Source organism: Rahnella sp. EDr1-12, from assembly GCF_049206505.1.
In the GTDB taxonomy this organism is placed as follows: domain Bacteria; phylum Pseudomonadota; class Gammaproteobacteria; order Enterobacterales; family Enterobacteriaceae; genus Rahnella; species Rahnella rivi.
Genome location: NZ_JBLZNY010000002.1, coordinates 271,848 through 298,322, shown reverse-complemented (window position 1 = coordinate 298,322; position 26,475 = coordinate 271,848). Strand labels below are relative to the sequence as shown.

The following is a 26,475-nucleotide window of genomic DNA, read 5'->3' as shown; positions in this document are numbered from 1 at the left end:
TCAGAGATCAGAGATAAATCAGGCATAAAAAAACGGCGGATCCGAAGACCCGCCGTTCTGTTAATTGCAGTATTTGCCGAATCAGAACGCAGCAGCGTCCTTGAACAGACCTACTTTCAGATCTGTTGCGGTATAGATCACAACACCGTCAACCAGCACTTCACCATCGGCAACGCCCATGATCAGTTTACGGTTGATCACGCGTTTGAAGTTCAGGCGATAAGTCACCACTTTAGCCGTAGGCAGAACCTGACCGGTGAATTTCACCTCGCCGACGCCCAGTGCGCGGCCTTTGCCTTCGCCACCGAGCCAGCCCAGATAGAAGCCCACTAACTGCCACATAGCGTCCAGACCCAGACAACCAGGCATCACCGGGTCACCGATGAAGTGACAACCGAAGAACCACAGGTCCGGATTGATATCCAGTTCAGCTTCTACATAGCCTTTGCCATGGGTGCCGCCATCTTCTTGCATCTTGACGATGCGATCCATCATCAGCATGTTGCCTGACGGTAACGGAGGACCGCCTGCGCCGAAGAGTTCACTGCGGCCGGAAGCTATGAGGTCTTCTTTCGTATAGGAATCGCGTTTATCTACCATGTTCTATGTAAGCCTTATTTTAATGAAGGACGAAGATTAGCTTACAGCTGTAAGCTGAACAACTCCGATCAGCTGCGACTGAACCAGTTCAACCAACGAAGAGGCCAGGGATAACGCGGGCCACCTTGCGATGTTGCCAGCGCAATGCGCTGCTGAATCAACCCCAACAAACTCGGACGTTCTTCTTCAACTTCGCCTTCGTTTGAGTAAATCAGTCCGGTCAGGATAGGCAGCGCTTCGGCTGCGTTATCAACTGCCCATAAATGAAACTGGCCTTCGCGAACGGCGTCTATAACCTGCGGATGCAGGCACAAATTACGCACGTTGCTGGTGGGCAGAATGACCCCTTGTTTCCCGGTCAGACCACGGCGCTGACAAACTTCGAAGAAACCTTCGATTTTTTCATTTACGCCACCAATAGGTTGCACGTTCCCAAACTGATCAACAGAACCGGTCACAGCAATTTGCTGGTTGATCGGCTGCATTGAAAGCGCACTGACCAGTGCACAAAGTTCAGCCAGGGAGGCGCTGTCGCCGTCTACTTCTCCGTAAGATTGCTCAAACACAATAGACGCGGAGAAGGGCAGAGGCTGGTCGAGCTCCAGTTCAGAAATCAGAAAGGCCTGCATGATCATCATGCCTTTTGCATGAAGATTGCCGCCCAGTTCTGCTTTGCGCTCGACGTCAGTAAACTCACCGTCGCCGGTGTGTACGACACAACTAATACGTGAAGGTTCACCCAGTGCTCGCGGGTGGCCCGGATATTCAAGAACAGACAGCCCATTGATCTGCCCGACAACTTCGCCATCGGTTTCGATGAGAATTTGCCCAAGTTCGATTTCATCCTGCATGCGTTCTTGTAAATAACTCTCACGCCATGCGCGGGAACTGGTCGCAGCTTCAAATGCTTTCGCACTCAGCCATTCATCTTCATTGTAGAGGGCCGCTTCGCTAAGCTGCGTGTTCAGCCAGACCGGATCCAGAATCAGGCTACCTTGATCGGTGCTCTGGCGAATCGCTATCTTCAGGAACTCTGGCCATGCATCGGCGGCAAGACGCGGGACATCCAGCTCATCTGCCAGCGTATTGACGTAACCACACCAGGTTTCCATATCGCTGGTTTCAGTCAACGGCAGGTCGGCTTCAAATTCACCGTAGATGGAGGAATCCATCAGCTCAGGTTCCATGTCGCTGAGATCGCCAAGAGACAGGCGGTCACCCACCAGAATCAGGCGGATATCCAACGGCATTGGCGGAATGGTTGCCGGCAACGGGCGTGTTTCATCGGGAGAAACCCAGTGATATTGCCCTTCGGTAATCATCTGCTTGAGACGTAACCACATCAGAGGCTGCGCGAGCAGGCTGCGAATCGACAGAATCAGAACGCCACCGTTCAGATGATGGACCAATCCTGGTTCAAGCTGAATTTGGTCTTTATAGATCCGCACGCAGCCAAACAGCTGTTCCGGCTCAACCCACTCACGGTACTGACATGTATATTTGGCTGCAAAGGCATCTTCTGCCGATTTTGCCGCCAGCAGCGTCACTTTATTGCCTTCGATGTGATAGCGGTTACCGGCAATTTCTTGCGGCTCAGGGAGCAGTTCGCTGACCACATTCGAAATACGTGACAGATACTCACGGTTTTCCTGTGCTTTAAGGACCATAAAGCGGGGGCGCGAGCGGGGATGACAAAACAGCGTTAAACCATTTTCCAGCCGAGGCTGAGTTCCAGCGAAATCGACAGGGGCTAACTGGGCAGCCGTTGCAAAGATTGCCTCATAAGGCGCGGAGTCGGGCAGTAAAAGCTGCCAGTCAAGTCGGTTATTGGTCAATGTGTTAGCTGTTTTCTATAAAAAGGGAAAGTGCGATTATACAAGAATAAACACGGCTGCATACAATGAGAGTCACCCCCAAATCCGAGTTAACGCACATTGCTGAACGGGTGCGCAAAAAACAAACAAAGCGGCGGGTTTATTTGCAGTGAAAATTGAAATAAAACTGTTATGCTTAGTAAAGTTACGTGGTCACAGAAGAGTTCACGATGAAATATCAGCAACTGGAAAATCTCGAAAGCGGTTGGAAATGGAAGTATCTGGTGAAAAAACACCGGGAAGGTGAGCGGATCACCCGCCATTTAGAAAACAGCGCTGCGCATGAATCAGTGAATCAACTTCTTAGTCTGGAAAATGAACCGGTAAAGGTCATGGACTGGATTGCTAATAATATGAATCCGGCGCTGGAAAATCGTCTCAAGCAAACCATTCGCGCCCGTCGTAAACGCCATTTCAATGCTGAACATCAGCACACCCGTAAGAAGTCTATCGATCTGGAGTTTTTGGTCTGGCAGCGTCTTGCAGGGCTCGCACAACGTCGCGGGGCAACGTTGTCGGATACGATTATACAGTTGCTTGAAGATGCTGAACGTAAAGAGAAATATGCGAATCAGATGTCATCACTGAAGGAAGATTTACAGCAAATTCTGGGTAAACAAGATAGCTGACTTGTCGCTATATCCTTTCTGATTAGCAACGTTATCTGTTCCGGTTTGGCTTCTGATTTTTAAATCAGGACATAAAAAAACCCCGCCGAGGCGGGGTTTTTAGTATCTGTAGCAAAAGCTAAAGAGTGTTATTAAGCCTGTGGCTGAGTAACAGTATCTTTGTAGCCTTTAACTTCGATTTCTACACGACGGTCTGGTGCCAGGCAGTCGATCAGAGCAGCACGACCTTTAACGGAGTCACAGGTAGAACCAGTAACTGGGTTAGATTTACCTTGGCCTTGTGCAGAGATCTTGTTAGCAGGGATACCTTTAGATACCAGGTAATCTACTACGCTCTGTGCACGTTGCTCAGACAGTTTCTGGTTGTATTGTTCTGAACCGATACGGTCGGTGTAACCCAGAACGATAACAGAACCGTCTTTAGGATCGATTGAGCTCAACTGGCTGTACAGTTGATCCAGAGCTTGTTGGCCTTCTGGTTTCAGGGTCGATTTGTTGAAGTTGAAGAGAACGTCAGATTTCAGAGTGAATTTCTTAGTCTCTACAACTGGAGCTGGAGCTGGTGCTGGAGCAACAACTGGAGCAGCTGCTTCATCTTGACCGAAACGGTAAGAAACACCCACAGACAGCATGCCGTTATCAGGACGTGCGCCAACTGTAGCTGCGTCACCGATGTTGTTAACCCACTGGTAATCCAGACGGGTAGCCCAGTTTTTGGTTACTGCGTATTCAACACCAACGGCTGCCAGTGGAGAAACACCGGTGTCGTGGTCGCTGATGCGGCCAGCAGCGCCATTGTTGAAGTTACCTTTTGAATCTGCACGCCAAACCATACCACCCAGACGGGTGTACAGGTCCAGATCGTCAGTCAGTGGGTAGCTCAATTTAGCAGCCAGCTGAACGCCTTGTGCTTTGAACGCGCCGTTGTTTACGCTGCCTTTAGAAGGCATGCGACCAAGCCAGTCATATCCCATTTCAAAGCCCAGGTATTGGTTCGCTTGGTAACCCAAGAACGCACCTGCACCCAGTTGGCTTTCGTGGGTAGGGCCGTTGCCGATACCTTCGTAAGCATTTGCGAAACCAGTGTCATGGTATTGGGACCAGCCCAATTTACCACCGGTATACCAGGTGTTATCTTTAGGGGCGGCTTGCGCTACGGTAGCGAAACCTGCCAGTGCCACTGCTAATGCGATAGCTGTCTTTTTCATTTTTGCGCCTCGTTATCATCCAAATAGGCAATTGAGCTTTAAGCTGTAAGCCCTTGGTTAAAATCCTTGCGCCAAGGTTATTGCGTCAATTAAGAACTTGCCACTTTACGTTGGCATTATAGAGCAACCTTGGCGTTGTAAAGTCTACAACGTGGCGCGAAACTTACAAGCTTGAAGTGTTAACGCTGTGGAAAAAAAGGGAAAAATGTACACATTTCTTAACGTGTTTGACCTTTTGTTGACAAAACTTGGAGGATATCTGCGTCAGGAATGCCCATTTTTACTGGCTTTGGGGCCAGTTCCAGCACAAATCACTAAGTTCCGCATTATTTTCATCGGAACATTCCTAATTTGAACTAATGATATACAAATGAGTGAATTTTTACGGTTGAGTGATGTCCATTGGCTGAACTCTGCTCATTTGTCGGCTTCATCACGAACCCGTAAGCCTCCCCCTGACGGGCTGCAATTTGCAGTCTTTCCCTCTCAAGATCGTTCAATTCAGGTAGCCAACCTAATACCACACTGTAATTTCCGGTCTGTAATGCCTTCTCCATCGCGTCCACCGTCGACATCGCGGTGATCTGATTTACCTGCACCATCTTATCTACAGGCAAACCCGATTCTGATAACCAGATACGGCTCAATTTTTGCTGCGGCGTGAGCCATAACAACCAGCGGGATTGCGTGCCGAGATGTTGAAGCAGAGGCAGTAACAGTTGGGCAAACGCCGGTTGGCTCGCACTATAGACGAACTCAGTGATCAGACCATTATTCAGAGACGCAGACGTATTTACCTGTTGATGATCTACCGGCAAAGCAAGCTGACTAAAATGATGATTTGCATGGTGTTGAGTTCGCATAGTGATGTACCCCAGTAAGTTACTGTATGAATGTACAGTACTCTGGCGGTGCACAAAGATCAACCCAATTTTTCCAAGATATCTCGCAAATTTTGAAGGTAACTGACTGCAAATGCATTTTGTATTTGGCGCAGTGCTCCACATTGCGTATTTTGATTTTAGCTGTTTAGCTAACCCAGAAATGGTTCTATGGAATGATTATGAAAAGGATAACGCAATGATAAGCCAGTCAAAAAAACGGATTCTTCAATGTACGGAACTCTTTGCCTCATTGGGCAACATACGTGCACGCTCGCAGTTCGGCGGGTACAGTTTATCGGCTGACCGCGTGATGTTTGCTCTTGTGTCCGACGGCGAGTTGTACCTGCGCGCCAGTGATGAAACTGAGCAATATTTTTGCGAGCTAGGAATGGAAAGGCTGATTTATCGTAAACGCGGAATGCCCGTTTTTCTTCGTTATTTCAAAGTGAGCAAAGCTCAGTGGGAGAAACCCAGAAAACTGCGCCAGATGGCCATGCTTTCTCTCACAGGGATGCAGCATGATATCAATAAACGTAAAAAAAACGAGGCAGGGCGGTTAAAAGATCTCCCCAATTTGACGCTGGCGCTGGAAAAATTACTCTGGGAGGTGGGTATTGAAAATTCGGGCGATCTTAAATCGCTGGGATCATGTCTGACGTACAAAAAGCTCTGTACCGTGAAAAAAGATTTGGGTATTAACATATTAATGGCGCTGGAAGGGGCAATTCTTGGATTTCATGAGGCTGCTCTGCCGATGTCATCCCGTGAGTCGTTAATTCAATGGTACAGGCATCAGCAAGAGCAATCGGAACACCCACTCCAGGATCCACATTAATGGGACTGGAGTGAATGCCCGGAGGTTAACGGTATCAGGAGTGATGCTGTTCCGGCGAAATCTTGTTATTCAGGCTGGTGAGCTCAGGTAAATGAGCCACCAGCAATCCGATTTGCTGCAGTACAAGTTGCTCTTTACTGTCTGATTCTGTCGTACGCATCTGAATCCGCGAGGTCAGGTGATCAAGTGCGCGCTGTACCCGGGCTGTCTCGGTTGTCATATGATTCAGGGCGCCATCCACGCAGCATGCAGCATCATCCAGTAAGCGCAACGTTTCGGCATCCTGGAGTTTTTCGCGGTGGGCACCCAACGCTGAAATATAACTGAGCATAGTGTGATTGAGGCACAGCAGGCGAAAGGCTGCCTCAAGCGTCGCCGTCTCATTGTTTTTCTCCGAGCTCATATTGGAGACAACGGACGCCAGTTCAGCATCGCAGTTATGCGCATCACGTCGCGCAAGGCGATAATCAAGACTGTTGTCCTTGCCCTGATGATATTGCACCAGAATGGCATCAAGATAACGGCAGTTGGCCTGAAAGGTTTTACTGACTACCCGGTCAATCTGGCGGAATTTCCAGTCAGGCCAGATAAATGTCACGGCGGCCCAGGCAATGGCGCAGCCAATGAGCGTATCAATAATCCTCGGGATTGCCACTTCGAACCCTTCGCCCAGCAAATTGAAGCACAGCAAGACCAGCAAGGTGATAAACATGGTGGCCTGGGCGTATTGCACGGTGCGAAACGCGAAGAACAGCAACCCGCTGATTACGATCAGGATCATCTGACCATCCACTGAGGGAACGAAATACAGAATGGGTATGCCCAGCGCGATACCGGCCAGGGTCCCGATAATCCTCAGCGCTAACCGCCGGCGCGTTGCGCTGTAGTTAGGCTGGCATACGAACAGACTGGTCAGCAAAATCCAGTAACCGTGATTCAGCCCGCTGACCTGGATAAATACATATCCGACAAATAGCACGACGGACATGCGGATTGCGTGGCGGAATAATACCGATTGCGGCGTGAAGTGACGTGAGATCCGCAGCCAGATATCATCCAGGCCGGTGAGGCGGTCTTCAACAAACGGGCTTTTCCCGGCCTGATTTTCCGGCAACGATTGCTCGGATTCAATATTCGCCAGCTGCGCATCGATCGCATGCAGATTGCGCAAAAGGTGGCGCAACGCCTGCAACATCTCCCGGTGTTCCCCCTGAGTTTCCAGACGCTTAAGTGCCTCTTCAAGCCGTGCAAAGGCGCGTTCAAACTGGCTGTTATGCGTATAGGGTTGCCGATAAAGAATGCACTGAGAAAGCTGTAAACAGGCACGCGCCTGCATACTCATCAGGCGCTGGAAGCGGAATAAAATGTCGCTGTGATGGAACTGTTCACTGAGTTTCAGGTATTTCACGTGAGAGGAACTGGCCCGTTCGTGAATATCCTGTACGACAAAGTAGTAGTGCAGGGTGCGTCGCGTTCCTTTCTGACCCCGGTCGCCTTTAAGCCGGGTCTGCAGCGTATTCTTGGTCTGATTGAGCGTCGCAACCAGCTGACCGTTGGCCATTGCCAGTTCCACCAGTTGCTGATTGTTATCTTCCTGATCGGGGTCAAACAACGTTGCCTTGGCTTCCAGATAGGCGGCCAGTTGGGTGAAACAGCGGGAGATCTGGTCCTGAAGCGGGCGGATGGGGAAAATTAAATGCCCGGCAAGTGTCAGCACGTTGTACCAGATTGCCCCCGCCAGCAGCAGCAAGGGTTGCTGATACCAGATGTGATACATGCTGGTGCCGAGCATGGTATAAATCGCGATCAGCAACGCGCCGAACGCGATAGTGGCATAACGTTGTCCGAGTGCGCCAAGCAGAATGAATCCGCACGTCGAGAGCATAAGTCCTGGCGCAAACAGCCACGGATGGGGAAACAGCAACTCTATTGATGCCGAGGCAATGAAAAAGCACACCAGGGTGATCAGCAAATTACGCAGACGCCCTGCCAGCCGGTCATCAAGGTCGGCCAGCGCCGCGGCCACCACACCCAGCGTCAGCGGAATAGTCAGCGTTGTCTGGCCGAGCCACCACGGCACCGCAGCAGCACCGGTCAGCGCAATGAAAATCCTGATGTGATAAAGAACATTGCTGTTATAGGCATAACGCCTTAACCCTGGTGCAATAGAGAGCACGAAAACCCCACGTTAAACATAATCAGTGATTAAAAAATTGGCCGAACGAGGTTGCTCAGCGATTGCGACGGTCATTAAGTTGGCGCGCAGCATTGGATTCACGCATTTGTTTTGCCAGCTCAACGGAAACTACCCGACGGCCCACCGGCCAAAGTGCGATAGCGGCGATTTTAAAATTCGCGATGCCCACTGGAATACCAATAATACTGATACATTGAGCAATCCCCGCCACAATGTGGGAAATACATAACCACCAGCCGAAGAAAATTAGCCAGAAGATATTCAGCAGAGTACCGCCACCGGCAAGCAGCGCGTTACGTCTCTCAGGATATAAATCATCGACATGTACTGCTTCATTACCGAACGGCAGCAACGACAGACGGGTGATTTCCCAGCATGAACGGGTCAGAGGCAGGGTGAAAATCAGCACAATACTGACCAGCGTGGCAAACAGCCAGGCGAGAGTGGTGAAAAAGCCACCTAAAACAAAGTTAAGAATATTGAGCACTGTGCGCATGTTGGGATCTTCCCGAAGTTATTAAAAATGTTAAAAGATTTCATGTTCACTAAATGGAAACACCTGCTTTATTCTACCTTGTTTCGTGGGCCGGATCGCCTCTGGTTATCAAAGGTGAACTCCTAAATACTCTTTCGAATCCGAACATGTAAAATAACGCATACTATTTTTCCGTCAGGAATCAAGAAAAGACACGGTGTGATGATATGGAATTGAAATCGACCTCTTTCGGGAAACATCTGGCTCAGCACCCTTACAATCGGGTGCGCATGCTTAACGCGGGCGTTGAAGTCAGCGGCGACAAACATCACTACCTGATCCCTTTCAATCAGCTGATCCAGATCCGCTGCAAACGCGGCATTGTCTGGGGTGAGCTTGAATTCGAGCTTCCTGAAGAGAAAGTCGTGCGTCTGCATGGCACGGAGTGGCAGGAAACTCAGCGTTTTTATCAGCATTTGCTTAAAGCCTGGCAGAGCTGGAGCGATGAAATGAGCGACGTCAGTGCCGGCGTGTTGCACGGGCAGGTGGAAAAAATCGAGCGCATTGAAGAGCAGGACAAATGGTTCAAGCGTGTCGATCTGGCTGATGTGCAGAAAGACATCGCCGACGCTTTTGCCGCGATACCGGTTCCGGTTGAGCGCCTGAATGAATTTGAGAACTGCCGTGACGATTATCAAACCTGTCTGCGCTGGCTTGAGCAGGGGAAACGCAGCGTCGACAGACGAAATCTGGCGTGGACTGATCGGGTGATTGCCGATAATCGTGACTTCTTCGATACCGTCGAAGTGTCTCCGCTCAATGACAGTCAGTGCCGGGCGGTGGTCAACGGGGAAGATGCTGTACTGGTGCTGGCAGGTGCGGGCAGCGGCAAAACCTCGGTACTGGTGGCGCGCGCTGGCTGGCTGTTAAGGCGTCAGGAAGCGCAGCCGGAGCAAATCCTGCTTCTGGCGTTCGGACGTCAGGCCGCCGATGAAATGAACACCCGTATAAAAGAGCGTCTGCATACCGAGGGCATCAAAGCCAAGACTTTCCATGCGCTGGCATTACAGATTATTTCGGAAGGCAGCAAAAAAGCGCCGAAAATCAGCAAACTGGAGACGGATGCCAAAGCGCGCCGCAGTTTACTGATCAAAACCTGGCAGCAGCAATGTGCAGAGAAAAAAGTCCAGGCCAGCGGCTGGCGGCAGTGGATGACCGATGAGCTTGAATGGACTGTTCCGGAGGGGGATTACTGGAAGAACAAAGCGCTGGCCGAGCGACTGTGCAGCCGTCTTGAACGCTGGCTCGGCCTGATGCGTATGCATGGCGGCAGCCAGGCAGAGATGATCGACGCGGCCCCTGAAGAGGTAAAAGAACTTTTCCAGAAGCGTATTCGCCTGATGGCACCGTTTCTGAAAGCCTGGAAAACAGCGCTTAAAGAAGAGGGCGCAGTGGATTTCTCAGGGCTGATTCATCAGGCCGTCAATATTCTGGAGAAAGGGCGGTTTGTCAGCCCGTGGAAACACATTCTGGTGGATGAGTTTCAGGACATTTCGCCACAGCGTGCGCTGCTTCTTTCTGCCCTGCGTAAACTCAACAAGCACACCAGCCTGTTTGCCGTTGGCGATGACTGGCAGGCCATTTACCGGTTCAGTGGTGCTGAGCTTTCGCTGACTACCGCATTTGCTGAAAACTTCGGTGAAGGCGCGCAATGTGCGCTCGATACCACCTACCGTTTCAATGATCGTATTGGTGAAATCGCGAATAAATTTGTCCAGCAAAACCCTTATCAGCTGAAAAAACCGTTAAACAGCCTGACGAAGGGGAACAAGAAAAATGTCGTTATTCTTCCTGAGGATCAGCTGGAAAAATTACTGGATAAACTCAGCGGGTACGTCACGGCGCAGGAGCAGATTATGGTGCTGGCGCGTTATCACCATCTGCGTCCGCAAATACTGGAGAAAGCCGCCACGCGCTGGCCGAAACTCAATCTTGAGTTTATGACTATCCACGCCAGCAAAGGTCAGCAGGCAGATTATGTGATTATCGTCGGGTTGCATGAGGGCAATGATGGATTCCCTGCACCGGCCCGCGAATCGGTGCTGGAGCAGGTTTTACTGCCCGAACCTGAGAACTTCATGGACGCGGAAGAGCGGCGTCTGCTGTATGTGGCGATGACCCGCGCGAAACATCAGGTCTGGTTGCTGCAGGATAAAGCGCGTCCTTCGGTGTTTGTTGAGCAGCTTGAAGACATCGGCGTGCCGGTGCAGAGAAAGCCCTGAACAAAAGGCCCGGCGTACTGGCTCCGGGCCTTTTAACCTTCATTCTTTCAGGCGTGCCCACAAATAGCGCTGATAGTCAGGAATGGTGATTTCAATTTCCGACTGAAACATCGGCGACTGAATCAGAAAATCAGCGGTAGAAATGTTCGTCGCCACAGGAATATTCCATACCGTCGCCAGACGCAGCAGCGCCTTCACATCCGGGTCATGCGGAACGGCATTGAGCGGATCCCACAGGAAAATCAGCATATCAATTTTGCCTTCCGCGATCAGCGCGCCGACCTGCTGATCGCCACCCATCGGACCACTCAGCATACTTTTGACGTTAATTCCGGTGTTACGCTGAACCAGATTTCCGGTGGTACCAGTGGCATAAAGAATGTGCTTTGAAAGCTCAGCGACGTTTTTATCCACCCATTTCATCAGCGTATTTTTGCAGTGGTCATGGGCGACCAGCGCAATATGCTTTTGGCTGGCGATCGTGCGGGTTGTGAATTCCATCTAATTCCCTTCAACGCGAAAGTAAAAGTGGCTCACAGAATACTGAAACTGGGTTTTACTGCATAGCGCGGGGGCAAGAATTTGGCGTTAAGGAAGAAAATGCGTGATACAGATGACGTTACTACGCCCGTTCCTGTTTTTCTGGTTGTCTGAACCAGAGCAGAAACTGTTCGATACCCGCATTGGCGGCGAGACGGGTCCAGAGCGGATGAAGATAGGTCATTTCGATTTGTGAAGGGCGTTCGTGCGTCATTGCCGTTTTTCTGTCTGAATTATTTTTGGCAAAAGCAGGCACCGCCGCGCGTGCGCCGGAAAGGTTATAGGTCATCATCAATTTTTCAGCGTCAGCCAGGCGTTCTGCATTAAACATATTCAGCACATCACGCTGGGTTTTAATCTGACGTCCTTGTTCATTCACCAGCTGGTAGTTCATCGCGTGGCTAAACTGCGCCATCTCTTTTTCATTACTGAGCGATGGCAGAACAAAGGAGACTGAGCGGTTATCATGTGCGCTGAAGGTCACAATAAAGGCCGGAGAGTGATAAAACTGAGGTGGCTGCGGGCTGGCAGTATGAATGTTTTTACTGACCTGAAACAGGATCTGATGCTGTCCGCCGTCGAGTTCGAGGCTTTCCGCCCCCTTGAGAATGGCGCCTGACATCAGTTTGCCGTCGATCACCAGCACGTCAACGTCTGGGGAAAGTTTGAGTGAGGTCGCCGAAGCTGACGCCATCAGGCTGAGACTCGCTAATGCGACCAGCGCATGACAGACTTTCATTCTTCTCTCCTCAAACACAACGTTGTTCATCCTCTATTATTCAGTAACGGTGATTGTGTGTCAAAGTTTTACAAAATGTTTTAAATTCACACGGCGCGCCACGACGGTCTTCTGGCTTTTTTGTCCGCCAGCCTGCCGGAATAACAATGCTGAGTTACACTTAGCTCAGACAGGTCAAAGGAGAAAATCCCGTGCAAGATAATGATATTCGCAACATTCTGCAGGATGTGAAAACCATCGCGCTGGTCGGCGCCAGCGATAATCCGGGTCGTCCTAGTTATGGCGTCATGGCGTACTTACTTTCGCAGGGTTATCAGGTGACGCCTGTCAGCCCAAAACTCGCAGGGCAAGAGTTGCTGGGGCAGAAGGTGGTCGCCACGCTGGCTGACATTGCGCATCCGGTGGATATGGTCGATGTATTTCGCAATGCTGAAGCCGCTTACGGCGTCGCGCAGGAAGCGATTGCGATAAAAGCCAAAGTTCTCTGGCTGCAAATCGGCGTCATCAACGAACAGGCGGCGGTTCTGGCGAAAGAAGCCGGGCTGAAAGTGGTTATGGATCGTTGCCCGAAAATTGAAATCCCGCGACTGGGGATTAAATAAATTTTTTGCGGTAACGCACAAAAAATGGCGTAAAAAAACCGGCTGCAAAGGCCGGTTTTTCACATTTGTAATCGAAGAAATCAGTTACGCAGGCGAGGGGCCTGAAGCTGACTGCGCACCGAGGCAGCTAAATCATCCAGAGACGTCTGTTCCGGATGCGCCCGTGCCGCTTCGTGATCGATCTGTATTTCGGCCAGATACGTATGGATTGGCTGGCCTTCCTCATCTTCCATCACCACGTGGTACCAGGGGGCCGCACGCAGGGTGTCATCAGTGGCAAGTTCAGCGACGTCAGGTTTGTCCAGCGAATACTCCGCATCGACATCGATTACCACACCCAAATAGCCCAACATTCTGTGGCGGACCTGTTGGCCGATACCAAATTTACTGGCAATCATAGTCATCTCCTGAAATTAGCGTCTTATCTTCTATATGGAGATAAAACGCGCTGTTTCAAGTTTTGACCACTTAATCCGCTAAAGATTCTCCGGTGTGCGCCTGTCAGGGCACACCGTGATCAATCAGTGAGTCACCCGGCAGGCAAAACCTTTCAGGTACAGACCTTCCGGATAAGCACCTGTGACCGGGTGATCGGCCGCCTGTCGGAACTGCTCAACAAACTGAATTTCGCGATGCGCATCCAGCGCGGCATCGGCCAGGATTTTCTGGAACAGGTCAGTGGGCAGCAAACCGGAGCAGGAGAAGCTCAGCAAGATACCGCCAGGACGCAGCAGCTGCAGCGCCAGCATATTGATATCTTTATAGCCGCGACACGCGCTCGCCAGCTGATTTTTATTCTCTACGAATTTTGGCGGATCCATCACTATCATGTCGAACAGTCTGCCTTCGGTGCGGTATTTACGCAGCAGCTGGAAGACGTCTTCACGCACAAATTCTGCTTTCGACAGATCCAGGTTATTCAGCTCAACGTTCTGACGCGCCACATCAAGCGCTGCCTGCGAGGTATCAACGTTAGTGACTTTCGTGCATCCGCCCATCAGCGCTGACACGGCAAAGGCGCCGGTGTAGGAGAAGCAGTTCAGCACTTCACGGCCTGCCGCATAGTGGCGTGCAGCCAGGCGGCTGTCGCGCTGGTCGAGATAGAAACCGGTCTTATGACCTTCTTTGATGTCCACCAGCAGGCTCATGCCGTGCTCCTGGATAGGCAGCAGGGCAGGCGGCTCATCGCCAAGCACGTGACCCTGCACCATTTCCATGCCTTCTTTTTTACGCACCGCGACGTCGGAACGATCCCAGATGGCGCAGTCCGGGTAGCAGTGTTGCAGGGCAGCAATCAGCGGCGCGCGCTGATATTCAGCCCCGGCAGAAAGTAATTGCAACACCAGGAAATTCTGGAAGCGGTCAATCGTCACGCCCGGAAGGCCGTCAGACTCACCGGCAATCAGGCGGTAACCGTCAAGCCCGTCGCGTTTGGCGATATAATCACGCCAGCTTTGCGCTTGCTGCAGACGGCGGATAAAGAAATCGATGTCGATCTCTTCCTGCGGTTCGAAAGTCCAGACACGGGCGCGGATTTGCGACGAAGGTGAATAAGCGCCGCGCGCGAGCCATTTCCCCTGACTGTCTACAATATCAATAGTGTCGCCGGAATTGGCTTTACCTTCGATGCGTGAAACCGCACCGGAAAACACCCACGGATGGCGGCGCAGAAGAGATTTTTCGCGGCCTTTGGCCAGAATTAAACGTGCAGTCATAAAATTAGGTTCTGTCGGTTCGGAGACAAAAAAGAGCGACATTGTCCGGTCATGCAGGTGAAATTGCAACGAACCATACCGCTAACGGAGAGATAATTATGTCAACAGTCAGTATAGCCGCCTGGGTCTACGGCATGGTGCAGGGTGTCGGTTTTCGATTTTCAACACAACATCAGGCCACCGCGCTGGGGCTGACCGGATACGCCAAAAACCTTGATGACGGCAGCGTCGAAGTGGTGGCGTGCGGGGAGCAGGAAAAGGTGGAACAGCTGTTAGTCTGGCTGAAAGCCGGCGGGCCGACACATGCGCGGGTGGATCGTGTGCTCAGTGAGCCGACCGCACCCGGCGATTATAAAGAGTTCAAAATCAAATACTGAGGCGCGGGGGTTACAGGCACTTCACCGGTTTAGGCAGGCCCGCGATTTTTGTCGCCTGCTTGGCCGGGCCTTTCGGGAACAGCCGGAAGAGATAACGGCTGTTGCCTTTCTCTTCGCCATATTTTTGCGCCATGGCTTTGACCAGCATCCGCACGGCGGGCGAGGTATTAAACTCCAGGTAAAAGTCACGCACAAAACGCACGACTTCCCAGTGGGCATCTGTCAGCACGATCCCTTCTTCTTCTGCCAGCAGTGGCGCCATGCCTTCCTGCCAGTCTTTACTGTTTTTCAGGTAACCCTGAGCGTCGGTTTCAATAACCTGACCGTCAAACTCCAGCATAGAACCTCAAACCTGTAAAAATGCAGCAGGCAGTTTAGCAAAAAAGGTCTGCCTGAAAAAATAAAAAGCCCCGCCGGAAGGCGGGGCTGCAATTTACATCGGACCACAACAAAGAAAAGCAATCAGTTACGGGATGACAGACCCAGAATGCTCAGCAGGCTGACAAACACGTTATACAGCGAGACATACAAACTCACAGTAGCGCGAATGTAATTGGTTTCGCCGCCATGAATAATATTACTGGTTTCCCACAAAATCGCGCCTGCGGAGAACAGAATGAACAGGCAGCTGATCGCCAGAGACAGCGCCGGAATTTGCAGGAACAGGTTGGCGACAACCGCCACCAGCAGCACCACAAAGCCCGCCATCATCATGCCTGACAGGAACGACATGTCTTTGCGCGTGGTCAGCACGTAGGCCGAACAGCAGAAGAACACCAGCGCTGTACCGCCCAGGGCGAGCATAATAATGTCACCGGCACCGGCGGCCAGCAGTGAACTTAACAATGGCCCCAGCGTGTAACCCATAAAGCCGGTCAACGCGAAAGCGGAAAGAATACCTGCCGGGCTGTTAGCCGTGCGGTAGGTCAGGAACATCAGGCCATAAAACCCGACGATCGTCAGCAGAAAGCCGGGAGAAGGCAATCTCAGCACCGTACTCGCCGTCGCAGTGATCGCCGAAACGCCGAGAGTCAGGGCTAACAGGAAATAGGTGTTACGCAATACCCGGTGTGTGCTTAACAACGAGCCTGCGCGCGATGACGAAGAGGCAACGTAACGATCCATAATAAAATTCTCACTCTTATAAAAGGATTGGAGTCGGTGAAAATACAGTCAGATCGGAGTGTAAGTAGTTGCGCCGCGTCATTAAAGACGTTTTACCCTTCTTTACCTGCTCAGGGCGTGCGGGGCGCGGTTTCCTGACGTCAGAATCACCGAAATGATGCTTAAATCGCCGCTTATGAACAGAATGCCTGTTTTTCAGGCAAACGAACAGAATCAGGCTTTACAAGCGGATCGGCACTGTTTATAGTTCGCTTCGTTGCGGAGGGGTGGCCGAGCGGCTGAAGGCACCGGTCTTGAAAACCGGCGATGGGAAACCATTCGAGAGTTCGAATCTCTCCTCCTCCGCCATAAACAACACAAGAAAGCTGCTAAGCAATTAGCGGCTTTTTTTGTGCCTGTTATTCAGGCACGCGTCAGGGCATGCGTTTTAAATGCTCATAAAATCAACAAACTAGACTGAAAATAATGTTTGCATCTTTTTTCCGGTCTTGTATACTACGCCCCGTACTGAACGACTGACGTCGCAAAGTGCTTGTTGTTTACGGAGGGGTGGCCGAGCGGCTGAAGGCACCGGTCTTGAAAACCGGCGATGGGAAACCATTCGAGAGTTCGAATCTCTCCTCCTCCGCCATAAACAACACATCAAAGCTGCTAAGCAATTAGCGGCTTTTTTTGTGCCTGTCATTCGGCACATCCATTTGTCACTTCCCGTTGTCTTCGCAGTATGTCAGCCCGCTTGCTGCTGCCCGTACTGCCTTGGTGAACAACCAAGCGTGCGTTTGAACGCCGTACTGAAGGCGCTTTCTGATTCATAACCCAGCGACAACGCCACCGCCGATACCGGTTCTTTGCTGTTTGCCAGCCGGTCACCGGCCAGCAACATCCGCCAGCGGGTCAGGTATTCCAGCGGCGCGCTGCCGACGGCCAGCTTGAATTTCTGCGAGAACACCGAGCGCGACATGCCTGCCTGCTCCGCCAGCGTCTGCACCGTCCAGCGCTGCGCCGGGTTTTCATGCATTGCATTCAGCGCTTTGGAGAGTTGCCTGTCAGCCAGCGCGGCAAACCAGCCGCTGCTTTCCCCTTCCGCTGCGTTATCGACGTGCATCCGCAGCGCCTGCACCAGCATCATGTGCGCCATATGCTGCGCGATCAGCAATCCGCCTGGCCGCTGCTCACGCAACTCCTCCATCATCCGCTCAACCGCCCAGCGCAAACTGGCTTTGTCAGATTCTTTCGAGATGTGCACCACCGGCGGCAGCATTGCCAGCAGGGTAGAGGCGTGGGTGCCGCTGACCGCAAACCGGCTGCCGGTGAGGAAAAAATCCTTGCCGCCGTTGCAGGAAACCGTTCCGCCATCCCGCGCCTGCTGGAAAATTGGCCCGGCATCAACGGGCGGAATAGACAGATCGCTGGCGAGCCGGAACGGGCGGCCGGCCGGTAACACAAAGCAGTCTCCGGCTTTCAGATGCACGGCGCCTGGCACGGAATCGACCGCCAGCCAGCATTCACCGGTAATGATCGCGTTACATTTAATCGACTGATAGTGATCGGGGAATTGCACCGACCATGCGCCACCGGCTTCAAAACCTTTGGACATATAACTGCGTGGCTTCAGCAGTGACAACACATCAGAAAGAGGATCCATCAGCGGCTCCGGACGATTGCAAAGATAATGCGGACATTAGCGCATAGATCGTCTTTTCTCCAGCGCCTATAGTTTGCTCACTCAGGCATACCCATTTTCAGCCACAGCAAATTTAGTCAACAACAGGGGAATTCGAGATGCGTGTATTCGTTACAGGTGCAACAGGTTTTGTCGGTTCTGCGGTCGTGCAGGCATTGCTGCAGGCCGGTCATCAGGTGCTGGGGCTGGCGCGTTCAGAGGCCTCGGCGCAGGCGCTGACCGACGCGGGTGCCGACGTGCATCGCGGCAGTATTGAAGATTTGCAGAGTCTGGCCTCAGGCGCAGCACAGGCCGACGGCGTGATCCACACCGCGTTTATCCATGACTTTTCACAATTTCTGGAGAACTGCGAAAAAGACCGGCTGGCGATTGGCGCGTTAGGCGCCGCGCTGAAAGGCACAGATAAACCCCTGATCGTCACCTCGGGCACTGCGCTGGTGAGTAACGGTCACCTGGCGACGGAAAACGATTTACCCGATCCGCAGGGGCAAAACCCGCGCATAGCGTCAGATCAGGCGGCCGCAGCGCTGGCAGAGCAGGGCGTGCACGTCTCGCTGGTGCGTCTGCCGCCGTCGGTGCATGGCGCGGGTGACCACGGATTTGTGCCGATGATCATTGCCATGGCACGGGAAAAGGGCGAATCCGCCTATATCGATGCAGGGCAAAATCTCTGGCCAGCCGTTCACCGGCTGGATGCCGCCCGCGTGTTTGTGCTGGCGCTGGAAAAAGGCGCATCAAACGCCATTTATCACGCGAATTCAGAACAAGGCGTGCCTTTTCGTGAGATCGCCACCCTGATTGGCAAACACCTGAACCTGCCGGTGTTGAGTAAAAATGCGCAGGAGGCGGGAGAACATTTTGGCTGGTTTACCCATTTCGCCTCACTGAACAACCCGACTTCCAGCCAGATCACCCGCGAGGTTCTGGGCTGGAAACCTGAGCATCAGGATCTCCTGACCGATATCGACACCGCCGGCTATTTCAAATAATCGTATTTTACAGCCACGCAAACAGGTCACGCCGCTGACCTGTTTGCGTTTTTTGTCGTGGTGTTAATGGAGTTAATTGCCTAAAAAACGCCCCGAATCACACTTCGGGAAGATAAAAAATTTACCCTATTGCCTGCCAGATGTTATGCGCTATGTTGATTTTTAGTTTCTCAAATGTAACTAGAGGTTAACAATAATGACGAACAAATTACGATTCTCTCTGATTGCTGCGGCTGTAATGATGTCTTCCTCTGCCATGTCTGCATTACCTCAGGGCTATCCGGCCGACTATCAAAAAATCGTCGATGCGGCGACCAAAGAAGGCAAAGTCGTGGTGTATTCCACCACCGACACCAAAGCGGCAGGCCCGCTGATTCAGGGCTTTGAGGCCACCTATCCCGGCATTAAAGTTGAATATAACGACATGAACAGCACCGAACTGTACAACCGTTATATCAGCGAACAGGCGGCGGGCGGTACCAGCGGCGATGTGGTCTGGAGCTCCTCCATGGACACCGCGCTGAAACTGGCCACCGATTACGCGCAGGAATATAAATCGCCGGAACAGGGGCAGTTGCCGAAGTGGGCGGTGTGGAAAGACAAAGCCTACGGCACGACTTACGAACCTGTGGTGTTTATCTATAACAAGCGTCTGATCCCGGCCGGTGACGTGCCTGATTCTCACGCAGCGCTGGCGAAACTGATTGCCAGCCAGACCGATAAATTCAGGAAAAAGGTCACGACGTACGACATCGAGAAATCCGGCCTCGGCTTCATGCTCTCCGTGCAGGATTTCAAAGCCGATCCGAACTATTTCAAAACGCTGGCTGATGTCGCCAAAGGCGGTTTAGCGGTGCAGTCGTCCACCGGCACCATGATGGAACGTGTTTCTTCCGGCGAAAACCTGATCGGCTTTAACATCCTCGGTTCTTACGCTGAAGCCCGCGCCAAAACGGATCCGTCGCTCGGCATCTCTTATCCGAAGGATTACACCCTGGTGCTTTCCCGCGTTTCCTTCATCAGCCAGGAATCGAAAAACAGTAACGCCGCCAGACTGTGGCTGGATTATGTGCTGTCGGAAAAAGGCCAAAGCATTCTGGCGAACCAGGCCGACATTCCGTCCATCCGTAACGATATCGAAGGTAAAAACGACATCGACGGCATGACCAAAATGTTAGGCAACGCCCTCAAGCCTATTCCGGTGGACGAAACCCTGCTGGAATACCTGCAACAGAAAAAACGCCTCGATTACATCAAAGAGTGGCGCGCCGCTGCCCAAAAATAGCAGTTGGGGCGCGCATCAGCTCTGCGCGCCTCCCTTTCTCTTGCCTGATTTCGCTGCTAACCGAAGGGAAGTAACATGAATGCATTGCGCAGAAAGTGGCAAAGCCTGCCGCGTGGCATCGTGGTGCTGATAACCGCTCTGGTTATCTACATTCCGTTGTCGTTCATCGTGATACAAAGTTTTCTCTCCGCGCCGTTCTTTTCCCCGTCCAAAGAATGGAGCCTTGAGTCTTTTGAATTTATCTTCACCGATCCTGATTTCTATAAGGCACTGAAAAGTGGCTTTATTCTGGCGTTCGGGCTGGTGGTGATCGCCATTCCACTCGGCGGCATCCTGGCGTTTTTGATGGTGCGCACCGATCTCCCCGGCAGACGTCTGATTGAGCCGCTGATCCTGGTCCCTATTTTCGTTTCGCCGATGGTCCTGGGTTTCGGTTACGTGGTTGCCGCCGGGCCGGTCGGGTTCTTCTCGCTGTGGGCGCAGGCGATCCTCGGTTTCGTGCCGTGGAACATCTACGACATGTCGAGCATCGTGGTGATTGCGGGTCTGACGCACGTGCCGCACGCCTATCTCTATATTTCCTCGGCGCTGCGCAGCGTCGGGTCGGATGTTGAGGAAGCCGCGCGAACCGCCGGTGCTTCGCCGCTGCAGGTGATGACCGCGGTCAGTTTGCCGATGGTGCGCCCGTCGATTCTTTACGCCACCGTGTTGCTGTTTTTCCTCGGGCTGGAAGTGTTCGGCCTGATGCTGGTGCTGGGCGATCCGGAAGGCAACATGGTGCTGGCGACCTATCTGTATCAGCTGACCAACAAGCTCGGGACGCCGTCTTATCACCTGATGGCTGCCGTGGCGGTTGTGCTGATTTGCATCACTATCCCGCTGGTGATGTTGCAGCGCCGCCTGATGCGCACCGCCAACCGTTTTGTCACCGTGAAAGGTAAAGCGTCGCAGGCACGCGCGTTGCCGCTCGGCAAATGGCGCTGGGTGGCCGGTGCGGTGGTGGCGTTCTGGCTGACGGTCACCATTGGCGTGCCGTTGCTGGGTGTGGTTCTGCGCGCGTTTATCTCCAACTGGGGGGTTGGCGTGTCGCTGTGGGATGAGCTGTCGCTCAATACTTTCCGTACCATCTGGGAGCAGCCGAACCTGCTGCGCGCCATCGTCAACTCAATGGCAATTGGTGTTATCGGCGGCGCGCTGGCGGTGGCCTGTTACCTGTTTATCGGCATCGCCATGCACCGTAAACCGGACGGTGTCACCCGCTTCCTCGATTACAGCGTACTGGTGCCGCGTGCCGTACCGGGCCTGCTGGCCGGTCTGGCTTTCCTGTGGGTGTTCCTGTTCCTGCCGATGTGGCTCGATAACGCCCTCAAATCCGGCTGGCTTTCCGGTATGCCGTGGTCGCAGTGGTTGCGTGACAATCTGGTGGTCTGGCTGCGATCGCTGCGCAGCACCATTTTCAGCGTCTGGCTGGCCTACACCGTGGTGTGGATGGCATACGGATTGCGGCTGATCTCCTCGACGCTGTTGCAGGTCGGGCCGGAGCTGGAAGAGGCTGCGCGCAGTGCCGGTGCGACCCGCGGACAAATCACCCGCCACGTCACCATTCCGCTGTCGCGTTACGGGCTGATCGGCTCATGGTTGCTGATGTTCCTGATTTTTGAGCGTGAATATTCCACCGGTGTGTATCTGCTTTCGCCGGGTACCGAAACCATTGGCTCGATGCTGGTTTCCCTGTGGGCGGCCGGTGCCATTGATATCGTCGCCGCGCTCTCCTTTATTAACATCCTGCTGGTGGTGTTAGGTCTGGGTATTGCCCTTCGTTTTGGAGTCAAATTACATGATTGAATTATCGGTCGAGAATCTGCACTTAACCTACGGCGACAATCCGGTGCTCAAAGGCGTGTCGATGGATCTGAAACGTGGCGAAGTGGTCTCCTTGCTCGGGCCTTCCGGCAGTGGCAAAACCACCTTACTGCGTGCGGTTGCCGGGCTGGAAAAACCGACACAGGGCACCATTATCATCGGCAAAAACAGAGTCTACGACGGCACGCCGCGCAGCGAAATTCCCGCCGAAGAGCGCAATCTCGGGCTGGTCTTTCAGTCTTATGCGCTGTGGCCGCACAAAACCGTGTTTGAGAATGTGGCCTATCCGCTGAAGCTGCGCAAAGTCTCTGCCGGGGAAATTACCCGGCGCGTGCAGGCGGTACTGGATCAGCTCGGGCTGGGGCATCTGGGCAAACGCCATCCGCATCAGCTTTCCGGAGGGCAGCAGCAGCGGGTGGCGATTGGCCGCGCACTGGTTTACAACCCGCCGGTGATTTTGCTTGATGAACCGCTGTCGAATCTCGATGCCAAGCTGCGCGAAGAGGCACGGGTTTTCCTGCGCGAACTGATCATCAAACTCGGGCTGTCAGCGCTGATGGTGACTCACGATCAGAACGAAGCGATGGCAATTTCGGATCGCATTCTGCTGCTCAATAACGGCAAAATCGAACAGCAGGGCACACCGCAGGAAATGTACGGTTCGCCGAAAACGCTGTTTACCGCCGAGTTCATGGGCAGCAACAACCGTCTGCACGGCAAAGTGACCGAAGTCCGTGACGGCAAAGCGCGGATAGAAGGGAAAGGCTGGGTATTATGGGGGCAGGCGGGCGAAGGGGTGCAAAGCGGGCAGGAGGGGACGGCAGTGATCCGCGTCGAGCGCGTGGTGCTGGCGGGCGGGCCGGGGGATAATCAGCTGGAATTACCGCTGCTGACCAGCATGTATCTCGGTGACCGCTGGGAATATCTGTTCCGCACTGCCGGAGATGACTTCGTTATCCGTGCCTACGGTGCAGAAGTGCGCGATCCGCAGCATTGCCATCTGGCCTTACCGGAACAGCATGTGTGGATCTTCCCTAAAGTTTAATGAGTTAACTTAAGGCAACGACTTGACAGGCTCAGGGGGAATCCGCAAATTGGTTCCCCCTGATTGTTTAAAACGGTTTCTCCATGACTCAAAACACCTCTCCCGACGGCAACGACACCGTAAAAATCGCCAGCCTTGCCGATGTTCCGCATTACCTCGAGACGGTCACCGAATATCTGCACGGCGAATGGTCTGACTTCGCGCACTGGGCACAAAAAGATTATATCCGCCAACGCCTTGTGCAACGGATTGGCAGCCGTGGCCGTCAGTGCGTGCTGATCGCACTTGATGAGAAAGAGCAGGTGGTGGGCACGGCGGGCGTGATGCGTTATGAACTCAGCGATGTCGCGGAACGCAAATACTGGCTGGGCGAAGTGTTTACCTGTCATCATTTGCGCGGAAAAGGCATCGGCACGGCGCTGGTGAAAGCCTGCATTGCGCGTTCACGCGCGGCCGGCATTGATACGCTGTGGCTGTATACCCCCGATCAGCAGGGATTATACGGGCGTCTCGGCTGGCAGGAAGTGGAACAACGAGAAGTGAACGGCGAGCGGGTCAGTATTATGCAGCGCCCTCTGAACTGACGGCTGCCTCCTTTCTTCTGCGGACAGTCTCCTGCTGTCCGTGAAATATTTCTGTCATTTCCTGAGCGTAAAATTCTGCCACTTCCTTAAAATAATGCAGAATAATCATGATATTAACGCTCAGCTCCTTGCCTGGCAAAGCCAGATTCAGCAGATTATTTCGATCCGTTTTCACTCAGCGTCCGCGCGGCATACTTTTCGGGGTAATTTGCGTTATCGCCCTGTTTTCTGCTTTACAGATATTCTCCACGCTGGTGCTCACCAACATCCTCAGGGATGCCCGTAACAACGTCATTGCCACCGAAAGTCTGCGTCAGCAACAAGCCGTGATGGACAAAGCCCGTATGGAATTGCTGATGGCGAGCGACAAGCTGAACCGCGCCGGTATTTATTACATGCAGGATAAAGAAAGCGGCTCAGTGGGCAGCTGGAACAGCCTGCTGGAGGAATCGCTCGCGTCACTCAGCGCCTCGCGGACAGCCTTCGCCCGCTTCGGCAAGATGACGAAAGAGAGTGACAAGGCCGCCACAGAACTGAAAGCCAGCTATCAGATGTTCTACGACGGGCTGCGCGAACAGTCGGACGGACTGCAAAAAAACAACAATATTGATGCCTTCTTTGAAGTGCCGGTTCAGGCATTTCAGGACGATTTTAGCCAGAAGTATTACGCCTATTTGGCCGTGAACGAGCACACCGCCGTTTCACTCAGCGACCGGCTGCTTAACGCGCTGACTCAGGCGAAAACCCTGTTTATGGCTGCCCTTGCCGTGCTGGCGGTGATCGCCGTGCTGGTCTGGCGCGGTGTTTCCGCCTGGGTTATCCGCCCGTTACAGCGGATGATCGGCCACATCAGCGTGCTGGCCGCCGGGGATTTATCCCGCGAGGTGAAAGATGATCACTCGCGGGTCACCGAAATGCGCGAACTGGGCGTGAGCCTGCGCGATATGCAACGCGGCCTGCAAAAGCTGGTCAGCGAAGTGCGTGATGCCTCGGCGCATATTTTAGTGAACATCAATCAGATGGCCGAGGGTAACGAGGCGCTGTCGGCACAGGCGGCGATCCAGAGCCAGGAGCTGAATGCGGCCACCGAGCATATCACCCAGCTCAATGAACGGGTGAAAGAAAACGCCGCCCACGCACAACAGGCCAGCCAGCGGGCAGGGCAGGCCAAAAACGTGGCGACACGCGGCGGCGAGGTGATGGGGCAGGTGGACACGGCGATGAAACAGATCGTCAGCCAGTCTTCACAGATGAGTGAAATTGTCTCGATGATCGATAACGTGGCGTTTCAGACCAATATTCTGGCGCTGAACGCCGCAATTGAAGCGGCGCACGCCGGGCAGCACGGGCGCGGGTTTGCGGTGGTGGCGAAAGAAATTGGCCTGCTGGCGCAGAAAAGCAGCCATTCAACACGCGGCATTCATCAACTGATTGATGACTCCGTGCAGCAAATCGGGCGCGGTTCGGCCTCGGTGACGGTGCTGGGGAAAAGTCTGGAAGAAATTATCGCTATTTTTAACGGCCTGAGCGCGCTGGTGGAAGAGATCTCAGCCGCCACCCTGTATCAGGGGCAAAGTGTTCACGATGTCTCCGAACGCATTTCCGCGCTCAATCAGGTCACTTTGCAAAACGGTAAGCTGGCCGATCACGCCGCGGCCTCTTCGCGGCAACTGCTGAGTCAGTCGCAACGGCTGGAAAAAGCAGTGGCGCGCTTTGCGCTGGGGGCAGTCGGATAAGCCTCTGCCGCGCGCACATTCCCGCTTATTTCGTGTGCCAGGTGATCATGCTGCCTTCACTGTGCCCGGTCACCGGATCGGTGGCAGGCAGCGGTACGGCGCTGACCGCTTTGGTGCGCGCCGCCAGCTGTGACGGCTCATCATGGCAGAGATCGGCTTTCACCTGGGGCGGATAGGCGCCTACCAGCATAAAATCCTCGTCGGCGGAAATCTGTTTATGACCGATCCCCGCCGGTAGCAGCAACACATCGCCGGTTTTCACCTCAATCAGTTTTCCCTTTTCCCCGCCAAGTTGCAGCGTGGCGGAACCGGCGAACACGCCCAGCGCTTCGTGGGTATTCGAATGGAAGTGAGTGAAGGTGTAGACCGGGTAGCGCCACTGCGGTGGCCAGCCGTTGGAACGGAACAGGTGCTCGAGATAGTCGGCATTATCGGCAACGTTTGGCGGAATAACGCGATGATAAATCATCACCGGCAGCCGGTTGTTAGGCACGCCGCCTGACGGCTTATCAATCAGCAAAGTCTCCATCGCAACCTCCCGTGGGATGGCAAATCCAATACGCGGCAGTGGCATCAGAGCGATGACACCCAGCAACGTGACAAACCGACGTCGATCCACAGGCATCAGGCCGGGCTCCTTTTCTCTCAATGGCTTACCTCTTTCATGTATAGAACATAACTGTCTGAAAATCATCTTCGTCAGACAGATTTAAGAGGGGAAACCCGCAGGCGGCTTATCAGATAAAACTTAAAAACTGTAGCTTTCAACAAATAGAAGTCATATTCAGTGGATAAATGCCTTATCTCTTCTATGCTTAACTTGCTTATACAAAAATAGAAAAAGTACTCAGGAGGAGATGTTATGAATAAGAAAATGTTACTTGTGGTGGCGACAGCCGTTTCTGTACTGGCAGGGTGTCAGACTTACGACCGCGCAGCGAGCTACGTTAAAGAGCCTGTGGTCAGCGATGTGAAAGTCGGTATGACGAAAACGCAGGTTCGCGCTATTGCAGGGCCACCATCAACAGAAGCGACGCTTATCCATGCGAAAGGCACTTGCCAGACGTATGCAGTGGCTCCGCGTGATGGTAAAGCACAGACTTACTTCGTCAGCTACAACGACACCGGTCATGTCATGAACAAAGGCTACCAGTCTTGTTCTGACTACGACAAAGACCCGCAAGCTGCTCAGTAATCTGCTTTGAAT

The 26,475-nt window shown here is 53.0% G+C and carries 27 protein-coding genes and 2 tRNA genes; 14 read left to right on the top strand and 15 right to left on the bottom strand.

Going from position 1 to position 26,475, the window contains the following annotated elements; all coding sequences use genetic code 11:
• Nucleotides 1–81: 81 nt before the first annotated feature.
• Both fabA and ACO0U8_RS10885 read right to left on the bottom strand, forming a co-directional pair.
• Nucleotides 82–600: a bifunctional 3-hydroxydecanoyl-ACP dehydratase/trans-2-decenoyl-ACP isomerase gene (gene fabA / locus ACO0U8_RS10890; RefSeq protein WP_056769330.1), complete on the bottom strand. Its 519-nt coding sequence runs from the start codon at nt 598–600 to the stop codon at nt 82–84.
• Between the two features lie 68 nt (nt 601–668).
• Nucleotides 669–2,435, bottom strand: coding sequence for an AAA family ATPase (locus ACO0U8_RS10885; protein ID WP_421670777.1), 1,767 nt, complete (start codon nt 2,433–2,435; stop codon nt 669–671).
• A gap of 209 nt (nt 2,436–2,644) precedes the next feature.
• Here ACO0U8_RS10885 and matP point away from each other — a divergent pair, with 209 nt between their 5' ends.
• Nucleotides 2,645–3,103: a macrodomain Ter protein MatP gene (gene matP / locus ACO0U8_RS10880; RefSeq protein ID WP_056769334.1), complete on the top strand. Its 459-nt coding sequence runs from the start codon at nt 2,645–2,647 to the stop codon at nt 3,101–3,103.
• Nucleotides 3,104–3,234: 131 nt separating this feature from the next.
• Here matP and ompA read toward each other — a convergent pair whose 3' ends face one another.
• Together ompA and sulA are read right to left on the bottom strand one after the other, a co-directional pair.
• Nucleotides 3,235–4,311, bottom strand: a complete 1,077-nt coding sequence (gene ompA / locus ACO0U8_RS10875) for a porin OmpA (RefSeq protein ID WP_056769336.1) — start codon at nt 4,309–4,311, stop codon at nt 3,235–3,237.
• Between the two features lie 356 nt (nt 4,312–4,667).
• Nucleotides 4,668–5,174, bottom strand: coding sequence for an SOS-induced cell division inhibitor SulA (gene sulA, locus ACO0U8_RS10870; RefSeq protein ID WP_056769338.1), 507 nt, complete (start codon nt 5,172–5,174; stop codon nt 4,668–4,670).
• A 112-nt stretch (nt 5,175–5,286) separates the two neighbouring features.
• On the opposite strand from sulA, the gene ACO0U8_RS10865 reads away from it, so the two are divergent.
• Nucleotides 5,287–6,030, top strand: coding sequence for a TfoX/Sxy family DNA transformation protein (locus tag ACO0U8_RS10865; RefSeq protein WP_414070791.1), 744 nt, complete (start codon nt 5,287–5,289; stop codon nt 6,028–6,030).
• Between the two features lie 34 nt (nt 6,031–6,064).
• On the opposite strand, the gene yccS is transcribed toward ACO0U8_RS10865, so the two are convergent.
• Together yccS and ACO0U8_RS10855 are read right to left on the bottom strand one after the other, a co-directional pair.
• The gene (gene yccS / locus ACO0U8_RS10860) at nt 6,065–8,206 is read right to left on the bottom strand and encodes a YccS family putative transporter (protein WP_421670776.1); all 2,142 of its coding nucleotides are present in this window, start codon (nt 8,204–8,206) and stop codon (nt 6,065–6,067) included.
• Between the two features lie 55 nt (nt 8,207–8,261).
• Nucleotides 8,262–8,723 (bottom strand): YccF domain-containing protein, encoded by a 462-nt coding sequence (locus ACO0U8_RS10855; protein ID WP_056769344.1) that lies wholly within the window; start codon nt 8,721–8,723, stop codon nt 8,262–8,264.
• 206 nt (nt 8,724–8,929) lie between these two features.
• Here ACO0U8_RS10855 and helD point away from each other — a divergent pair, with 206 nt between their 5' ends.
• Nucleotides 8,930–10,984 carry a DNA helicase IV gene (helD, locus tag ACO0U8_RS10850; protein ID WP_421670775.1) on the top strand — a complete coding sequence of 685 codons (2,055 nt, stop codon included), beginning with the start codon at nt 8,930–8,932 and terminating at the stop codon, nt 10,982–10,984.
• A 39-nt stretch (nt 10,985–11,023) separates the two neighbouring features.
• On the opposite strand, the gene mgsA is transcribed toward helD, so the two are convergent.
• Nucleotides 11,024–11,485 (bottom strand): methylglyoxal synthase, encoded by a 462-nt coding sequence (mgsA, locus tag ACO0U8_RS10845; protein WP_421670774.1) that lies wholly within the window; start codon nt 11,483–11,485, stop codon nt 11,024–11,026.
• A 121-nt stretch (nt 11,486–11,606) separates the two neighbouring features.
• Nucleotides 11,607–12,263: a DUF2057 family protein gene (locus ACO0U8_RS10840; protein ID WP_421670773.1), complete on the bottom strand. Its 657-nt coding sequence runs from the start codon at nt 12,261–12,263 to the stop codon at nt 11,607–11,609.
• Nucleotides 12,264–12,454: 191 nt separating this feature from the next.
• On the opposite strand from ACO0U8_RS10840, the gene ACO0U8_RS10835 reads away from it, so the two are divergent.
• Nucleotides 12,455–12,865 (top strand): CoA-binding protein, encoded by a 411-nt coding sequence (locus tag ACO0U8_RS10835; RefSeq protein WP_056769352.1) that lies wholly within the window; start codon nt 12,455–12,457, stop codon nt 12,863–12,865.
• A gap of 80 nt (nt 12,866–12,945) precedes the next feature.
• Here the strand turns inward: ACO0U8_RS10835 and hspQ are convergent, their stop codons facing one another.
• Nucleotides 12,946–13,263: a heat shock protein HspQ gene (hspQ, locus tag ACO0U8_RS10830; protein ID WP_217204014.1), complete on the bottom strand. Its 318-nt coding sequence runs from the start codon at nt 13,261–13,263 to the stop codon at nt 12,946–12,948.
• A 123-nt stretch (nt 13,264–13,386) separates the two neighbouring features.
• Nucleotides 13,387–14,580 (bottom strand): 23S rRNA (cytosine(1962)-C(5))-methyltransferase RlmI, encoded by a 1,194-nt coding sequence (gene rlmI, locus ACO0U8_RS10825; RefSeq protein ID WP_421670772.1) that lies wholly within the window; start codon nt 14,578–14,580, stop codon nt 13,387–13,389.
• Between the two features lie 98 nt (nt 14,581–14,678).
• Between rlmI and yccX the strand changes: the two genes are divergently transcribed.
• On the top strand, nt 14,679–14,957 hold the full coding sequence (gene yccX / locus ACO0U8_RS10820; RefSeq protein ID WP_056769357.1) for an acylphosphatase: 279 nt from the start codon (nt 14,679–14,681) through the stop codon (nt 14,955–14,957).
• Nucleotides 14,958–14,967: 10 nt separating this feature from the next.
• Here yccX and tusE read toward each other — a convergent pair whose 3' ends face one another.
• The gene (gene tusE / locus ACO0U8_RS10815) at nt 14,968–15,297 is read right to left on the bottom strand and encodes a sulfurtransferase TusE (protein WP_056769359.1); all 330 of its coding nucleotides are present in this window, start codon (nt 15,295–15,297) and stop codon (nt 14,968–14,970) included.
• A gap of 122 nt (nt 15,298–15,419) precedes the next feature.
• On the bottom strand, nt 15,420–16,082 hold the full coding sequence (gene yccA, locus ACO0U8_RS10810; protein WP_056769361.1) for an FtsH protease modulator YccA: 663 nt from the start codon (nt 16,080–16,082) through the stop codon (nt 15,420–15,422).
• Between the two features lie 260 nt (nt 16,083–16,342).
• Between yccA and ACO0U8_RS10805 the strand changes: the two genes are divergently transcribed.
• Nucleotides 16,343–16,430: transfer RNA gene (locus tag ACO0U8_RS10805), tRNA-Ser, on the top strand.
• Between the two features lie 195 nt (nt 16,431–16,625).
• Nucleotides 16,626–16,713, top strand: a tRNA-Ser gene (locus ACO0U8_RS10800).
• 96 nt (nt 16,714–16,809) lie between these two features.
• Here ACO0U8_RS10800 and ACO0U8_RS10795 read toward each other — a convergent pair.
• The gene (locus tag ACO0U8_RS10795) at nt 16,810–17,727 is read right to left on the bottom strand and encodes an AraC family transcriptional regulator (protein ID WP_421670771.1); all 918 of its coding nucleotides are present in this window, start codon (nt 17,725–17,727) and stop codon (nt 16,810–16,812) included.
• A gap of 137 nt (nt 17,728–17,864) precedes the next feature.
• On the opposite strand from ACO0U8_RS10795, the gene ACO0U8_RS10790 reads away from it, so the two are divergent.
• The 5 genes from ACO0U8_RS10790 (at nt 17,865) to ACO0U8_RS10770 (ending at nt 23,532) form a co-directional block, all read left to right on the top strand.
• Nucleotides 17,865–18,755: an SDR family oxidoreductase gene (locus tag ACO0U8_RS10790; protein ID WP_421670770.1), complete on the top strand. Its 891-nt coding sequence runs from the start codon at nt 17,865–17,867 to the stop codon at nt 18,753–18,755.
• Nucleotides 18,756–18,951: 196 nt separating this feature from the next.
• Complete coding sequence (locus tag ACO0U8_RS10785) at nt 18,952–20,040, top strand: ABC transporter substrate-binding protein (RefSeq protein WP_056769367.1); 1,089 nt, start codon at nt 18,952–18,954, stop codon at nt 20,038–20,040.
• Between the two features lie 75 nt (nt 20,041–20,115).
• Nucleotides 20,116–21,885, top strand: a complete 1,770-nt coding sequence (locus ACO0U8_RS10780; protein WP_183847580.1) for an ABC transporter permease — start codon at nt 20,116–20,118, stop codon at nt 21,883–21,885.
• Entirely contained in the window at nt 21,878–22,948 is a 1,071-nt protein-coding gene (locus ACO0U8_RS10775; RefSeq protein ID WP_056769371.1) for an ABC transporter ATP-binding protein, read from the top strand. Before ACO0U8_RS10780 ends, ACO0U8_RS10775 begins: the two co-directional genes overlap by 8 nt.
• 83 nt (nt 22,949–23,031) lie before the next feature.
• Nucleotides 23,032–23,532 carry a GNAT family N-acetyltransferase gene (locus ACO0U8_RS10770; RefSeq protein WP_082465670.1) on the top strand — a complete coding sequence of 167 codons (501 nt, stop codon included), beginning with the start codon at nt 23,032–23,034 and terminating at the stop codon, nt 23,530–23,532.
• Here ACO0U8_RS10770 and ACO0U8_RS10765 read toward each other — a convergent pair.
• Nucleotides 23,510–23,707, bottom strand: coding sequence for a hypothetical protein (locus ACO0U8_RS10765; RefSeq protein ID WP_217204040.1), 198 nt, complete (start codon nt 23,705–23,707; stop codon nt 23,510–23,512). The genes ACO0U8_RS10770 and ACO0U8_RS10765 overlap by 23 nt on opposite strands.
• Here ACO0U8_RS10765 and ACO0U8_RS10760 point away from each other — a divergent pair.
• Nucleotides 23,640–25,268: a methyl-accepting chemotaxis protein gene (locus tag ACO0U8_RS10760; RefSeq protein WP_421670769.1), complete on the top strand. Its 1,629-nt coding sequence runs from the start codon at nt 23,640–23,642 to the stop codon at nt 25,266–25,268. The genes ACO0U8_RS10765 and ACO0U8_RS10760 overlap by 68 nt on opposite strands.
• 25 nt (nt 25,269–25,293) lie before the next feature.
• On the opposite strand, the gene ACO0U8_RS10755 is transcribed toward ACO0U8_RS10760, so the two are convergent.
• A complete protein-coding gene (locus tag ACO0U8_RS10755) occupies nt 25,294–25,893 on the bottom strand; it encodes a cupin (RefSeq protein WP_421670768.1) in 600 nt (199 codons plus the stop codon).
• 237 nt (nt 25,894–26,130) lie between these two features.
• On the opposite strand from ACO0U8_RS10755, the gene osmE reads away from it, so the two are divergent.
• A complete protein-coding gene (osmE, locus tag ACO0U8_RS10750) occupies nt 26,131–26,463 on the top strand; it encodes an osmotically-inducible lipoprotein OsmE (RefSeq protein WP_056769377.1) in 333 nt (110 codons plus the stop codon).
• Nucleotides 26,464–26,475 lie beyond the last annotated feature (12 nt).